We start from the raw sequence: 15564 nt of genomic DNA on the forward strand, positions 1-15564 counted from the left end.
TCCGCGCTTAATGCCCTTCTTCGCCCTCATCCTCGTTTTTGCTGATTTCTTCCAGGGCCAGGCTGTCCAGCATGCGTTTGCCGTTGTCCGCCTTGGGCGCCGTTGCCGAACCCAGCCCTTCGCTGAGATTGATCTTCAATTTTAAATTGTTGGGCGAATCCGAATTTCGCAAAGCCTCTTCCAGCGAAATCACGCCGCTTTTGTACAACTTCATCAAGTGACTGTCGAAGGTCTGCATGCCGATGTTTTCGGATTTTTCCATGGCCTCCTTGATGGCGTGTACCTCGCCCTTGTGTATCAAATCGCTGACCAGCTTGCTGCCGAGCAAAATTTCTATCGCCGCCACCCGCTTGCCGTCCACCGTCGGCACCAGACGTTGCGAAACGAAGGCCTGCAAATTCAGCGACAAATCCAGTAATAATTGCCCGCGCCGCTCTTCCGGGAAAAAATTGATGATCCGGTCCAAGGCTTGGTTGGCGTTATTGGCATGTAGCGTGGATAGGCACAAGTGGCCGGTCTCGGCAAAGGCCAGCGCGTGTTCCATGGTCTCCTGGCTGCGGATTTCGCCGATCAGGATCACGTCCGGCGCCTGTCTCAGGGTGTTTTTCAACGCGTCTTCGTAGCTCAAGGTATCCACCCCTACTTCGCGTTGATTGACCAGGGATTTTTTATGCGGATGCACGAACTCAATGGGATCTTCGATAGTGATGATATGTCCGGACGAGTTGCTGTTACGATGATCGATCAAGGCCGCCAAGGAGGTGGATTTTCCCGAACCCGTGCCACCGACAAATAAAATCAGCCCGCGTTTTTCCATGATTTTGTCTTTCAGGATTTGCGGCAGGCCCAGGCTGTCGGCATTGGGGATGTCGACCTTGATATTGCGGATCACCAGCGCGTGGCTGTTGCGCTGCCGGAAAATATTCACCCGGAAACGACCTATGCCGGGTTCGGCTATGGCCAGATTCATCTCCGGCACATGCTCGAAGGCGGCGCGCTGGTCGGCGTCCATGATGCTGTCGGCTATTTCCTTCAGGCGCTCATTCGTCAGCTTGACATTCTCTATGGGTTTCAAGGCACCGTGAAATTTCGCCGCCGGCGGCGCCCCCACGGTCAAATAAAGATCCGAGCCGTCGTGTTGTACCAATACCTTCAAATAGTCTTTAAATTCCATTGCCTTGCCACGGTAATCGTTAAAATCGGCTTTAAGTGTAGAGTAATACCCGCTTAAGTGAAGCCGGAAACAGTGTCTCGGCTATCGCGTATAATGGCGGGTTTTTCAAAATACCCGTAGTAGTGCAGTCATGAATCAACAACGAAAAGCCGTGGCGCTGATTTCCGGCGGCCTGGACTCCATGCTGGCCACCCAGGCCATCCTGGATCAGGGCATACACGTCGAAGGCATCAATTTTTTTACCGGCTTCTGCGTGGAAGGCCACACTCACGCCATTCGCAAGCAGGATGCGGATAAACCCAAGCGCAACAACTCCCTGTGGGTTGCCGAGCAACTCGGCATTAAGTTGCACATCATCGATGTGATCGAAGAATACAAGCAGGTGCTATTGAACCCCAAGCACGGTTATGGCGCCAACATGAATCCTTGCCTGGACTGCAAGATCTTCATGGTCAACAAAGCCAAACAATGGATGGCGGAAAACGGTTTCGACTTCATCATTACCGGCGAAGTGGTCGGCCAGCGGCCGATGTCGCAGCGCAAGCAAACCATGCCCATCGTCGCCGCGGAATCGGGCGCCGACGATTTGCTGGTGCGCCCCTTGTCGGCGCAAAATTTGCCGGCCACGCTGCCGGAACGGGAAGGCTGGATCAACCGGGAAAAAATGTTCGGCTTCAGCGGCCGCTCCCGCAAACCGCAAATGGCCCTGGCCAAGCAATTCGGTTTTACCGATTACGCCCAGCCGGCCGGCGGCTGTTGCTTTTTAACCGACGCCGCCTATTCGAACAAACTGGTCGATTTGTGGAAAGCGCGCGGCAACCGCGAATACGAACTGGACGACGTGATGCTGTTGAAAGTCGGCCGCCACATCCGCCCCAAGCCGAACTTCAAGCTTATCGTTGCCCGCGAAGACGGCGAATCCCGCTTCATGAGCGGTTATAAAAAAGACTTTATGAGCATGAACTGCGCCAGCCACCGCGGCCCGCTGGTTTTGATCGACGGCGCGCCGACCGAAGAGGACCTGTATCTGGCCGGCCAGATTACCGCCCGTTACGGCCAGGGCCGCGATGCGGCAACGGTGGACGTGACCATTCGCGGCCGGGATGGCGAAGAACACAACATCCAGGTCATTCCCCTGCCGGCGGAACATATCCCCGAAGAGTGGTTCGTATGAACCGGCAAACCTTGAACGCCCGCCGCTTGTTGTGCCCGCTGCCGGTTATCCGCACCCAAGACAAAGTCAAAACCCTGCAAAGCGGCGACATTTTGACTGTCGAGTGCACAGACCCCGGCGTGATGCAGGATATACCGGCCTGGTGCCGCATCAACGGCCACAAGGTGCTGGAAACCCGGGCCGATAACGGCGAATATATAATCGTTTTGGAAGTGGTTTAATTTTTTCGACAGGTAAGGGCATGGCAGTAGGACAATGTGATTTCCCCACGATGCACCCGGTTAAGGGCATCAAACTCGGCACCTGCAACGCGGGCATCAAACAAAACGTACGCGATGATGTGCTGGTTATCGAAATGGCCGAAACCGGCAGCTGCGCGGCGGTGTTCACCCAAAACGCCTTTTGCGCCGCTCCGGTCTTGATCGCTCGCGAACATCTGGCGCAAGAGCCGCGCTGGCTGTTGATCAACTCCGGCAACGCCAATGCCGGCACCGGCAAACAAGGCCTGCAGGATGCCTTTGCCAGCTGCGCCGCGCTGGCCGGCGAAGTGGATGGCATTGCCCAGCAGGTATTGCCGTTTTCCACCGGCGTGATCGGCGAACCCTTGCCGGTCGCCAAACTCACCGCCGCCCTGCCCGCCGCCGTGGCGAATTTGCACGAAGATCATTGGGACCGGGCGGCCCGCGCCATCATGACCACCGACACCTTCGCCAAGGGCGCGTCGACCGTCATCGATATCGCCGGCCGGCCGGTCACCATTACCGGTATTTCCAAGGGGGCCGGCATGATTCAGCCCAACATGGCCACCATGCTGGGCTTTATCGCCACCGACGCCAACATCGAACAAGACTTGCTGCAAACCTGTTTGTCGCGCGCGGCAGAACTGTCTTTCAACCGCATCACGGTAGACGGCGACACCTCCACCAACGATGCTTGCGTGTTGTTGGCCAGCGGCCGCGGCGATGCGCCGGAAATCACGGCGGACAGCCCCGAATACGCCGTTTTCGCGGCAGCGGTGACCCGCGTCTGCAAGCGCTTGGCCGAATTGATCGTCCGCGACGGCGAAGGCGCCACCAAATTGATCCGGATCGTGGTGGAACAAGCCTTGGATAACGCGGAAGCCACGCGGGTGGCCAAAACCATCGCTCATTCGCCGCTGGTGAAAACCGCCTTTTTCGCCAGCGACCCGAACTGGGGCCGCATCCTGGCGGCGGTGGGCAGGGCCGGCCTAACCGACATGGCATTGGATAAAGTCGAAATTTATCTGGGCACCGTCTGCATCGTCGAAAATGGCGCCCGCTCGCCCGCTTATACCGAGCAGGACGGACAACGCGTGATGGACCAGGCCGAAATCACCGTGACGGTGCGCTTGGGCCGGGGCAACGCGCATGAAGAAGTGCTGACCTGCGACTTTTCCTACGATTACGTGCGCATCAATGCCGAATATCGTACCTGAATGAGCGCGACCCCGGCCGTACATGTCGCCGTTGGCGTGATTCGCGACGGCGACGGCAATATTTTGCTGACCCGGCGCGCCAGACACGCCCATCAGGGCGGCTTGTGGGAATTTCCCGGCGGCAAGCTGGAAGCGGATGAAAGCGTGGCGCAAGCCCTGCGGCGCGAGCTGCGGGAAGAAGTGGGTATCACGGTAAAAAACGCCCATCCGCTGATCAAAATCAATCACCGCTACCCGGAGCTGCGGGTGCTGCTGGATGTCTGGCAGGTAACCGATTTCTCCGGCACGGCCGATGCGCGCGAAGGCCAGGCCATGCGCTGGGTTGCGCCGCAACGCTTGAGCGCTTACACATTTCCCGCCGCCAATTTGCCCATCATTACCGCCGCTCGCCTGCCCGACCGCTACGCCATTCTGGAAGGGCAAAACGCCGAGCAGGTGCTGAGCAACCTGGAACGCATCGTCGACAAACAAATTCAGTTGCTGCAATTGCGGCTTAAAACGCTGCCCACGGCGGCGGTATCCGCGGTTTGCGAGGCCGTCCTGGAAAAATGCCAACGGCGCGGCATACGGGTGTTGTTGAACTCCGATCTGGCCTTGAGCCATCGGAACGCCGACGGCATCCATCTCAGCAGCCGGGCCTTGCTGGCTTGTCGGTCCAGACCGCCACATTATCAGTGGGTGGCGGCCTCCTGCCATAATCTGTCGGAATTGCGGCATGCCGAACAGATAGGCGCGGATTTTGCGGTATTGGCGCCGATTTTACCGACCCCGACCCATCCCGGTGCCCGGACATTGGGATGGGAGGCCGCGGCAAACCTGATAACCCGGGTCAATCTGCCGGTATTTTTCCTGGGCGGCCTGGAACTGGCCGACATGGACAGAGCTCGGCATGCCGGCGCTCGGGGTATTGCCGGTATCAGCGCTTTTTTGACCTGAGGCACCTCGGTGCTTATAGCGGGTCCCGCCCCAATCATGAACCAGGGGATACGCTGGCTTGCGGGCTTATTCCTCGGGGCCGCGCCAATCGATATCGCTCTCCGGCGAAACCGGCTGGCCGGGAATTTTATGCGCCTCGGTGGCCCAGTCGCCCAAATCGATCAGTTTGCAGCGCTGGCTGCAAAACGGCTTGTAGGGCTGCTCGGCCGTCCAGGGCACCGGGGCTTTGCAAGTCGGGCAGGCGACAGTGGCGATGGCGCGTTCGCCCATTACACCGCGCAACGCGACAAGGAGAAAGAAATATCCGCTGGCGTTTGAGTCGGCCGATTTTCGTCGCTCGACGGCATCATAAATCGGATACTGAAGCGGTGTTTGCCGCCGCTGATCTCGGCAAAACACCCCACCGACGCCGACACACCCACCCTTAACAGTTGTACCGGATGGCTTTTATCCAGAGCCAGTTGAAAGAAACCGGCTTGGGCGATTTCCTGTTTCGGCGCGCTGCTTTGGCGGATGAAACCCAAAATCAGGTCGATGGCATTGCGGATGTCGGCAAACGGCTGTGTCCATTGTTGAAAATCCCTTTGCTGGTCGGCCCGGTCTTGCTCCAGCCAATAATGAAACGCCGGCAAATCGAACGAGCAGGTACCGCCGGGAATCGTGCTGCGCTGCGAAATACTCTGAAACAACCCGCTTTCCATCACGCTGGCGCCGACTTTTCCGCTGGCGTTGTAAAGATTACGGCTGGCCTGGGTCAGCTCCGACAGTATCTCCTGTAATTTTTGCGTATCGACATCCTGGCTGCCGCTCAACATCCCCAGCACTTTGGCGTGTCTATCCAACTCCTTGATCAATTCCGACTTCAAATCGGCGCGGCCGAATATGACCAATATATCCAGCAAGGTATCGACAGCCGCCCGCTTATCGAATACGGAATCTCCGGCCATGAAGTGGCTGAGCTGTTGAAATAATTGCTCCAGGCGCATAAACACCCGAATTCGTTCGTTAAGAGGGAATTCGTAGGTCGTTTGTCTGTTCAAGCCGATGTCGTCCCAGCGGTGGCTAATAAAAGGTAGGAATTGTGCAGTCTTTTAACCTGTTCCGCAAGGCGATCTGCTGTCACGGCATTGTCTATCACATCGTGTGCCAGCGCCAAACGTTGCCGGCGGCTGGCTTGGGCGGCGATGACCGCCATGGCCTGCTCTCGGCCCACCCCATCCCGGTCCATGACGCGTTGTATTTGCATCGACTCCGGACAATCGACCAGCAGCACCCTGTCCAGGATATAGTCATTTTGCGTTTCCACCAGCAAAGGAATCACCACCAGACAGTAAATCGCCGTCAAGCCGGCAATTTGTGCAACCACTTCCTTGAAAATCAAGGGATGCATGATGGCGTCCAATTGCCGCTTTTGCCGAAGATCGGAAAAAGCCAATTGCCTGAGCCTTGCCCGGTCGAGCGATCCGTCCGCCTTGATAATCTCCTTGCCGAAAACCTCCGCGAGCAGCGACAAGGCAGGCTGTCCGGGCTCCACCAACTGGCGGGCAATGACATCCGTATCTATGATCGGCACGTGCAAGCCGGCAAACAAGCGGCAGACGGTCGATTTTCCGCTGCCTATGCCGCCGGTCAACCCCACTCTCAGCATTGGCTAAAACCCGGCGAAACTCAGGTACAGGCGGTTTAAATCGCTGCCCCAAATCAACGCCAGCCAACCGGCCGCGGCCAGATAGGGGCCAAACGGGATTGGCTTTGCGGCGTCGCGACGTCCGAACATGACCATGGCAATACCAACGACGGCGCCCACCAAAGAGGACAGGATGATGATCAAGGGCAAATACTGCCAGCCCAACCAAGCGCCCAGCATGGCTAAAAGCTTAAAATCGCCAAAACCCATGCCTTCCTTGCCGGTCAACAATTTAAACAGATGGTAAACGCTCCAAAGACTCAAATACCCGGCGGCGGCGCCGATAATACTGGCATGCGCGTCGGTATAAATTGAAAACAGGCTCAACAGCAAACCCAACCACAATACCGGCAAGGTGATCGAATCCGGCAACAGTTGATGGTCTATGTCGATGAAACTCAGCACGATCAGGCTCCAGGTCAACACCAATCCGAATAGCATGGGCAGTCCATAGCCGAAATGCCAAGCCACCAACGCCGAGCATAGGCCGGTAAAGGCTTCAATCAGCGGGTAACGTGGAGAAATGGGCGCGGAACAATGGCCGCACTTGCCGCGTAACCAGACGTAACTGAATACCGGTATATTTTGATAGGGCTTGATCTCGGTTTTGCAGGCCGGACAGCGGGACGCCGGCCACATCAAATCAAACCGCTCGCCCTTGGGCTCGGCAGGCATTTGTAAATATTCCAGACAATCCCGCCGCCAACCCGATTGCATCATGCCGGGCAGGCGATAAATCACCACATTCAGAAAACTGCCGACCATCAGACCGACAACCAGCACAAGGCCGATCAATAGCGACGGGGATTGTTGCAAGCTTGTCAAAAACATACGCTACCAAGCAAAAAAGGGGGCATGAGCCGCGACCAAGGCAATCGATTAGCCGACCGCGGCGCCGAGTTTAAAGATGGGCAGGTACATCGCCACGATCAAGCCGCCCACCAGTATCCCCAACACCGCCATGATGATGGGTTCCATCAGGCTGCTGAGATTATCGACCAGGTTGTCTACCTCTTCTTCGAAAAAATCGGCGACTTTGTCCAGCATGCTGTCGATGGAACCCGATTCTTCGCCGATAGCCACCATTTGCACCACCATGTTGGGAAACAAACCGGTCTGTATCATCGAAAACTGCAGTTGCTGGCCGGTGGAAACGTCATCGCGCATTTTCATCACCCCGTCGTAAAACAGGATGTTGCCGCAAGCCCCCGCCACGGACACCAGCGCCTCAACCAGCGGCACGCCGGCGGCCGACATGGTGGAGAGGGTGCGGGCAAAACGGGCAATGGCCGATTTCTCCAAAATCATGCCGACAACCGGAATTTTCAATAAGGCCCGGTCAAGAAAATGATTGAAGGGTCGAGAGCGTTTTTTGAAATAACTGAAGGTATAGCCGACACCGCCGATCACGCCGACCACGGCCCACCACCATTCCTGTACCCATTCCGACAAACCAATGACGAACTTGGTGAAAGCCGGCAAGTCGGCGCCGAAACTTTTAAATAAATCCTCAAACACCGGCACCACGAAGATCAGCAAAATCGCCGTGACAATGAAAGCCACCACCAAAACCGCGATCGGGTAAGTCAGGGCTTTTTTGACCTTTTTCCGAATGGATTCGGTTTTTTCCTTGTAGGTGGCAATTTTGTCCAGCAAACCTTCCAGCACCCCGGCCTGCTCGCCGGCGTGGACCAGATTGCAGAATAAGTCATCGAAATAAAGCGGTCGCTTGCCCATGGCTTGGGCCAGGGTATCGCCGCCCTCGATATCGGCTTTGATCCCCAGCAGCAATTCCGACATGCTGGCATTGTCGTGGCCCTTGCCTATGATGTCGAAGGATTGCACCAAAGGTACGCCCGCCTCCAGCATGGTGGCCAACTGTCTGGCGAACACGGCAATATCGCCGGTGGTGATCTTTTGTACTTTATTCCCGAACAAGGGCTTGGGCTTGGGTTTTATTTTTACCACCCTGATCCCCATTTTCCGCAACTCGGAACGGGCGATGGCCTCGCTTTTGGCGCTGATCAAGCCGCCGGCTTTTTTACTGTGCTTATCGAGACCTTCCCAAAGAAAGTCGATTTGGTCTGTTTGTTTAGCCATGCTTTATTCCTTGGTGACGCGATCAATTTCTTCCAGCGAAGTAATACCCTGCCGCACTTTTAACAAGCCGGAAGCCCGCAGATCGTTGATGCCCTCGCTCTTGGCCAACTCGGCCATTTGCATGGCATTGCCGCCGCTAAGAATCAAGGCCCGCATTTTTTCGCTGATAGGCAATACCTGATAGATGCCTACCCGACCTTTATAACCATTGTTACAGTGCTCGCAACCCACCGGCTCGTAAACCTTGAAGCTGCCGATATCTTCTTTCGCATAGCCGGCCGACAGCAGCACGCTTTCCGGAAAATCAGCCTCTTTTTTACAGTATTCGCACAGCCGCCGCGCCAAGCGTTGCGCCATGATCAAATTCACCGCCGAAACGATATTGAACGGCTCTATGCCCATTTGCATCAAGCGGTTGATGGTTTGCGGCGCATCGTTGGTATGTAGGGTGGAAAGCACCAAGTGACCGGTTTGCGCGGCCTTGACCGCGATGCTGGCGGTTTCCAAATCCCGTATCTCGCCCACCATGATGATGTCGGGATCCTGCCGCAAAAAAGCCCGCAGAGCTTCGGCAAAGGTCAGACCGGCCTTGGGGTTGACGTTGACCTGATTGATACCCTCCACGGTGATCTCCACCGGGTCTTCCGCCGTGGAAATGTTCCGCTCTATGCTGTTCAGAATGTTCAAGCCGGTGTAGAGGGATACGGTTTTACCGCTACCGGTCGGCCCGGTCACCAGCACCATGCCGTAAGGCCTGTGTATGGCGGTTAAAAACAGTTTTTGCTGTACTTCCTCGAAGCCCAGTTTTTCGATGCCGATCTGGGCGCTGCTGGGGTCGAGTATCCGCATGACCACCTTTTCGCCGAACAAGGTCGGACAGGTGTTTACCCGGAAGTCGATGGCGCGGCTTTTGGACAACTGCATCTTGATCCGACCGTCCTGAGGTACCCGGCGCTCGGCGATGTCCATTTTCGACATGACCTTGATCCGGGAAATGATACGGTTGGAAATACTGACCGGCGGACTGGCCACCTCCGATAAAATCCCGTCGGAACGAAAACGGATGCGGAATTTTTTTTCGAACGGTTCCAAGTGAATATCCGAAACGCCTTTTTTGATCGAGTCCAACAAAATCTTGTTTACAAAACGGACGATGGGCGCGTCATCGATATCCGAACTGACCTCTTCAACGGGCTGATCATCCCCACCGGAGATGTTGATGTTATCCAGATCGGCGTCCAGCATGCTGGACATGGAGGTATCGACAGCTTCCAATGCCGCATCGATGGCCTTGATGAGTTTTTCTTCCTCGACCAGGATATTTTCGGTATTCAGCCGGGTATGAAATTTGATCTCATCCAGGGCCTGAAAATTGGTGGGGTCGGCCGTGGCGACAAACAAGCGGTTGCCGCGCTTGAATAAGGGCAAGGCATGATGCTGGCGCACCAACTTTTCGCTGACCAACTTGATCGGCACGCCGCTCAAGTCGATGGCATCCAGATCCAGGAAAGGCACCCCGAATTCCGCCGAGGCCAAATTTGCCACGGTGCGGCTATCCACTTGCTTGTTTTTGACCAGGTAGCTGACAAAAGGCAGTTTATTTTTTTGAGCCTCTTCCACGGCGGCGGCGGCGGCTTCTTCGGTCAGCACGCCTTGTTGAATAAGGCATTTTGCCAAACCGCTGAAATGAATATTGGAAGGAGCTGTGGCCATGTAAAGTAATTTCTTTTAGTTATGCTGCAACTATAGATGACTTAAGGATTTTGTCCACACCTTTACCGCGCGCAACGGCAGGAAATCAAACTACTTAACTCAACAATTGCATAATGAGTCTTTTGATCGACCGCGGCTCGAAAGGCTTGTCCAATACAGCCGAAACCCCCGCTTTTTCGATGGCCGCCAAGCGGTTTTGATTTTGCTCGCTGGTCACCATCAAGATGGGCACGGTCGCTATTTGCTCCGCGTCGCCGCGTATCGCATTGACCAACTGCAAACCGTCCATCTCCGGCATATTCAGGTCGGTAACGATCAGATCGAAGAAATGTTCCTGAAACATTCCCAAGGCCTGTTTGCCGTCGCTGGCGCAAGTAATACGCTCTATCCCGACATTATTCAATACGCGCTGTATGTATTTGCGTGAAAATTCACTATCGTCAACCAATAAAACCTGCAAATCCTCCACATCGATGTGCTCTAAATCAGCCTTTTCCGGATGCAAATAATCCAGCGCCGCGCACAGGGCCGTATCCAGCTCCCGCTGGGTGAACGGTTTCGGCAGGATGGCTATCGCGCCGGCCTGCCGGATCGGTTCGAGGTATTGAATATTGGTTTCACTGGAAATCAATAAAAAAGCCATGTCGTAGGATTCGCTGTCCTTGCGAATGGCATGAATCAGGTCCACGCCCGTCATGTCGGGTAAATACATGCTGCTGATGATCAGGTCCGGTTTGACCGATTTGAGTTGCGCCAGCATTTCCCCGCCGCTGGAAACACAGGTAACGGCGTGAATACCACTGGCCTGTAAATGCTGACTGATGATGATACGTTGAGTGTGAGAGGGTTCTACCAAAAACACCTCCAGAGTGGCCATTTCGTTCTCGTTCATAGGTCAATGATGTTTCATCCTGTATAGGGTCAAGCCGATCTGCGCCTGTTTGGCAAAATGCTTGGTTGCGGAAAAGTCTTCGGCGGTCAAAGCCTTATGCCCTATCCCGCGGTCGCAGTAGATCAAACCGATGGGTTTGTTCTCCACCTGAATCGGGAACACAAAACATTCGTGCCGGCCAAACCGCGATTCAATTTGTCGGCTATAAAGCGCGCCATGCTGATCGGGCTTTAACCACAACCCATCGTCTTCGCGCAAGGCGTGAAACAGCAGATTGCCTTGAGCGTCGGTATTGTTTACGCGAATTTTTTCGTTGACGGCTTGCTTTTGCCAGCCCAAGGCAATTTTTTCATTCAACGATTTTTTATCCGGGCCCAACAACATGAATATGGTTCTGTCCATTTCCACCCCGCGATAAACGCCTTCCATCACCATCTCAAACAACACGTTCAAATCAATATTGCCACTGATATGCGCGGTAATATCCTGCAGCACCTGGAACCGTATCTGCTTTTTATCGAATTGCGCCTCATCCTGCACGACCACCGTCCCATGCTCGCGCTCAGGACTGATATATCGCGACGCGTCGTGCGCACCGAATTGCTGCGCTATCTCAATAGCCTTCAAGGTGTTGGCTTGAATTTTGGATTTGATGCCTTCGGTAGCGCCGCCGCCCAACTTTTGCAAGGTTTCCAGACAAGCCGCCATCTCGTCCGACTCCATGCCCCGGTCGAGCGCTTGACAAATCCGCGCTCCCATACAGACGATCCGGACTCGCGTATCCGGTGACTGCGGATGACTGATGGCCTCCTGAATCAGGCCGCCCAAATGCCAGGATTTGCCGAGCTTTTTACCCAAATCCTGCAGATGAAAACCCAGCACCTCTTTTTCAGCCGCTTCGCCGTCAGCCCCGCTCAACGCCAAGCGCTCATGCACGCGGGCAATTTTCGGGTGATTGGAGCACCAGAATGCCACATGGCCGACATTGTGCAGCAATGCCGCGACAAACACCTCTTCGGGCGACGGGTCCCCCAACGCGACGGCTAGTTCCCTGGCCTGCACGGCGGCATGTATAGCCAGGGCAATCTCCTTGTTGGCCCGCTCCTTGTTGGCCGGCGACAAAATCGATTCGAAGAAAGAACAGGCCAGCGTCAGTTCCCGAATCATATGCATGCCCAAAATCACTATGGCGCGGGAAACGGTGCTGATTTTTTGCCGGGAAGGATTGTAATACGTGCAGTTGCCGATTTTTAACAGTTTGGCGGTTAGGCTGGGATCCTGCAAAATAATGGAAGACAGTTCCATGGCCCCCTTCTTTTTGTCATCCATGGCGGAATAAATCTTTTGCGCCGTGTTGCTAAAGATGGGCATTTCTTCATCACGCAGGATTTCGACCCACTCGTCCAAACCTTGGGGTTGTTTATCGTTTAAATCGCCCGCGTTCATTTACAGCGCTTGAATTTTGCCGTATTGCTCGTTGAGATTTTTCAACGATGACCGCAAACCCGTCAGCTTCTCGCGTTCCTTGGCAATCACTTCTGGCGGAGCCTTATCGACGAACGCGGCATTCTCTAGTTTGCCTTCGATGCGCGGCAGTTCTTTTTCGATGCGCTGAATTTCTTTTTCCAGCCGCGCTAATTCCGCATCCTTGTCTATCAGGCCGGCCATCGGTATGAGGATTTTCATGTCGCTGACCAGGGCAATCGCCGATTCCGGCGCGTTGTCGTCCGCCGCCAGCCAGGTAATGCTTTCCAGTCTGCCCAGTTTCAACAGATAACTTTCGCCTTCTTTCAAATAGGCTTGGTCGGCGTTGCTGCCGTTTTGCAGCAGCACGTTCAACGGTTTACCTGGTGCAATATTCATTTCGCCGCGGATGCGGCGTATGCCGAGGATGAAATCCATGATCCATTGCACCTGGGTTTCGGCCGTTGCATCGATTGCGGTATCGTCGCTTTCAGGATAAGGCTGCAGCATGATGGTCGCGGCAGTCACGCCGGCCAGCGGCGCAACGCGCTGCCAGATTTCCTCGGTGATGAATGGCATGATCGGATGCGCCAAACGCAGCACGGTTTCCAGCACTCTCAATAAGGTCTGGCGGGTGCCGCGTTGCAACAAGGCGTCGTCACTTTGCAGCGAGATTTTCGCCAGCTCCAGATACCAGTCGCAGTATTCGTTCCAGGTGAATTCATAGATCGCTTGCGCGGCCAAGTCGAAACGGTAGCTGTCGATGGCGTTGCGTGTCTCGGCGATGGTGCGGTTCAGCCTGGACAAAATCCATAAGTCAGCCGGACTGTAGTGGCAGTCGGCACAATCAATGCCGTTATCTTGACCCTCAGTGTTCATCAACACGTAACGCGCCGCATTCCACAATTTGTTGCAGAAGTTACGGTAGCCTTCGGTACGTTGCAAATCGAAACGAATATCCCGGCCGGTCGATGCCAGCGAAGCGAAGGTAAAGCGCAGCGCGTCGGTGCCGAACGATTGAATGCCGTCCGGGAACTGCTTGCGGGTGGCTTTTTCGATCTTTGGCGCATCCTGTGGTTGCATTAACCCGGTGGTGCGTTTTGCGACTAGAGGCTCCAAATCGATGCCGTCGATGATGTCGATAGGGTCGAGCACGTTGCCCTTGGATTTGGACATCTTCTGGCCTTCGGCGTCGCGCACCAGGCCATGGATGTAGACTTCCTTGAACGGCACGTCGCCCATGAACTTCAGGCCCATCATGATCATCCGCGCCACCCAGAAGAAAATGATGTCGAAGCCCGTGACCAGCACGCTGGTCGAGTAATGCGCGGCCAGTTCCGGGGTTTTATCCGGCCAGCCCAGGGTCGAGAAAGGCCACAGCGCCGACGAGAACCAAGTGTCCAGCACGTCTTCATCCTGGAACAGCGGGTAATCGGCTGCTAAACCGTGTTTTTCGCGGATTTCCGCTTCGTTGCGGCCGACATAGGTGTTGCCCTGGTCGTCGTACCAGGCGGGAATGCGGTGGCCCCACCAGATTTGCCGGGAGATGCACCAGTCCTGAATGTTGCGCATCCATTCGAAATAAGTGTTCTTCCAGTTGTCCGGCACGAATTTGATCGCGCCGGTTTCCACCGCTTCGATGGCCGGTTTGGCTAGCGGAGCGATTTTCACGTACCACTGATTGGTCAGTAAGGGCTCAATCACCGCACCGGTGCGGTCGCCGCGCGGCACCATCAATTTGTGGTCGGCGATTTTTTCCAGCAGGCCGTGGGCGTCCAGATCGGCGACGATTTTTTTCCGTGCATCGAAGCGGTCCAGGCCGATATAGGCTTCCGGAATGATCTCGAAACCATCATCATTCGCGCGTATCGCCGCATCGACGGTAAAGATATTGATCAAGCCTCCGTGCGGCTGATCGGCGATCACCGACATTTGTTTATGGCGAGTCCAAACTTCGTAGTCATTAAAATCGTGGGCCGGGGTGATTTTGACGACACCGGTACCGAATTCCGGATCAACATACTCGTCGGCTATGACCGGAATCCGGCGGCCGGTCAATGGCAATTCGACGAATTCGCCGAGCAGATGCTTGTAACGCTCGTCGTCGGGATGTATCGCCACCGCCGCGTCGCCCAGCATGGTTTCCGGGCGAGTGGTCGCCACCAATAAATGGCCGGTGCCGTTGGTCAGCGGATAGCGCATATACCACATCGAACCGTTTTCTTCCTCCGACAACACTTCCAGGTCGGAAACAGCGGTATGCAACACCGGGTCCCAGTTCACCAGCCGCTTGCCTCGATAAATCAGGCCTTCTTCATACAACTTGATGAAGACTTCCCGCACCGCGTCCGACATACCGTCGTCCATCGTGAAGCGCTCTTTTTGCCAATCCAGCGACGAACCCATGCGCCGCAACTGGCGGGTGATGGTGCCGCCGGACTCTTCTTTCCATTCCCAGACTTTCTCGATAAACGCTTCGCGGCCCAAGTCGTGGCGGGTTTTGCCGTCGGCGTTGATGATGCGCTCCACCACCATTTGCGTGGCGATACCGGCATGGTCGGTGCCCGGTTGCCACAAGGTGTTATAGCCCTTCATACGGTGGTAGCGGGTCAGCGCATCCATGATGGTGTCCTGAAAGGCATGGCCCATATGCAAACTGCCGGTCACGTTGGGCGGCGGAATCATGATGCAATAGGAGTCGCCATCTTGCTTGGCGGCAAAGTAGCCGCTGTCTTCCCAAAGTTGATACCAGCGTTGTTCGATAGCGTGCGGGGAATAGGTTTTTTCCATGTTTTGTGTCGGATGCGCTTGGGTTTAAATTAAGGCTATTTTAACCGTAAATTGGTCGGGGGCTGGAATTTAACAGCCCATGCCCACCACGGATTAGGACTGACGCAGCCGATTGGCGTAACGCAATTAGCCTGACCGTTGTGTATCGGTACGGTTAAACTACGCCAACCGCATCTGC

The 15564-nt window shown here is 55.3% G+C and carries 14 protein-coding genes; 4 read left to right on the forward strand and 10 right to left on the reverse strand.

Translation table 11 applies throughout. The features are described from left to right. Positions 1–7: 7 nt before the first annotated feature. Positions 8–1174: a PilT/PilU family type 4a pilus ATPase gene (locus tag NP590_RS09070; RefSeq protein ID WP_256602038.1), complete on the reverse strand. Its 1167-nt coding sequence runs from the start codon at positions 1172–1174 to the stop codon at positions 8–10. Positions 1175–1304: 130 nt separating this feature from the next. Between NP590_RS09070 and NP590_RS09075 the strand changes: the two genes are divergently transcribed. Genes NP590_RS09075 through NP590_RS09090 form a run of 4 tightly spaced genes read left to right on the forward strand, consistent with a single transcriptional unit; the run spans position 1305 to position 4740 of the window. Then, positions 1305–2348, forward strand: a complete 1044-nt coding sequence (locus NP590_RS09075) for a tRNA (5-methylaminomethyl-2-thiouridylate)-methyltransferase (RefSeq protein WP_256602039.1) — start codon at positions 1305–1307, stop codon at positions 2346–2348. Beyond that, positions 2345–2569, forward strand: coding sequence for a sulfurtransferase TusA family protein (locus NP590_RS09080; RefSeq protein WP_256602040.1), 225 nt, complete (start codon positions 2345–2347; stop codon positions 2567–2569). The genes NP590_RS09075 and NP590_RS09080 overlap by 4 nt, the downstream gene beginning before the upstream one ends. Positions 2570–2589: 20 nt before the next feature. Further along, the gene (gene argJ, locus NP590_RS09085; protein ID WP_256602041.1) at positions 2590–3804 is read left to right on the forward strand and encodes a bifunctional glutamate N-acetyltransferase/amino-acid acetyltransferase ArgJ; all 1215 of its coding nucleotides are present in this window, start codon (positions 2590–2592) and stop codon (positions 3802–3804) included. Next, complete coding sequence (locus NP590_RS09090; protein WP_256602042.1) at positions 3805–4740, forward strand: Nudix family hydrolase; 936 nt, start codon at positions 3805–3807, stop codon at positions 4738–4740. Between the two features lie 66 nt (positions 4741–4806). Here NP590_RS09090 and yacG read toward each other — a convergent pair whose 3' ends face one another. The 9 genes from yacG to NP590_RS09135 form a co-directional block, all read right to left on the reverse strand. After that, positions 4807–5010 (reverse strand): DNA gyrase inhibitor YacG, encoded by a 204-nt coding sequence (gene yacG / locus NP590_RS09095; RefSeq protein ID WP_256602043.1) that lies wholly within the window; start codon positions 5008–5010, stop codon positions 4807–4809. Further along, positions 5010–5780, reverse strand: a complete 771-nt coding sequence (zapD, locus tag NP590_RS09100; RefSeq protein ID WP_256602044.1) for a cell division protein ZapD — start codon at positions 5778–5780, stop codon at positions 5010–5012. The genes yacG and zapD overlap by 1 nt, the downstream gene beginning before the upstream one ends. Beyond that, a complete protein-coding gene (coaE, locus tag NP590_RS09105; protein ID WP_256602045.1) occupies positions 5777–6388 on the reverse strand; it encodes a dephospho-CoA kinase in 612 nt (203 codons plus the stop codon). Before coaE ends, zapD begins: the two co-directional genes overlap by 4 nt. Positions 6389–6391: 3 nt before the next feature. Next, the gene (locus tag NP590_RS09110) at positions 6392–7258 is read right to left on the reverse strand and encodes a prepilin peptidase (RefSeq protein WP_256602046.1); all 867 of its coding nucleotides are present in this window, start codon (positions 7256–7258) and stop codon (positions 6392–6394) included. Between the two features lie 48 nt (positions 7259–7306). After that, positions 7307–8527, reverse strand: coding sequence for a type II secretion system F family protein (locus NP590_RS09115; RefSeq protein WP_256602047.1), 1221 nt, complete (start codon positions 8525–8527; stop codon positions 7307–7309). A gap of 3 nt (positions 8528–8530) precedes the next feature. After that, complete coding sequence (pilB, locus tag NP590_RS09120) at positions 8531–10240, reverse strand: type IV-A pilus assembly ATPase PilB (protein WP_256602048.1); 1710 nt, start codon at positions 10238–10240, stop codon at positions 8531–8533. A gap of 94 nt (positions 10241–10334) precedes the next feature. After that, a complete protein-coding gene (locus tag NP590_RS09125) occupies positions 10335–11132 on the reverse strand; it encodes a response regulator (RefSeq protein WP_256602049.1) in 798 nt (265 codons plus the stop codon). Positions 11133–11135: 3 nt separating this feature from the next. Beyond that, positions 11136–12578 carry an HDOD domain-containing protein gene (locus NP590_RS09130; RefSeq protein WP_256602050.1) on the reverse strand — a complete coding sequence of 481 codons (1443 nt, stop codon included), beginning with the start codon at positions 12576–12578 and terminating at the stop codon, positions 11136–11138. Then, positions 12579–15386 (reverse strand): valine--tRNA ligase, encoded by a 2808-nt coding sequence (locus NP590_RS09135; protein WP_256602052.1) that lies wholly within the window; start codon positions 15384–15386, stop codon positions 12579–12581. It abuts the gene before it with no gap. Positions 15387–15564: the final 178 nt, after the last annotated feature.

The organism is Methylomonas subterranea, assembly GCF_024505185.1.
Taxonomy (GTDB): domain Bacteria; phylum Pseudomonadota; class Gammaproteobacteria; order Methylococcales; family Methylomonadaceae; genus Methylomonas; species Methylomonas subterranea.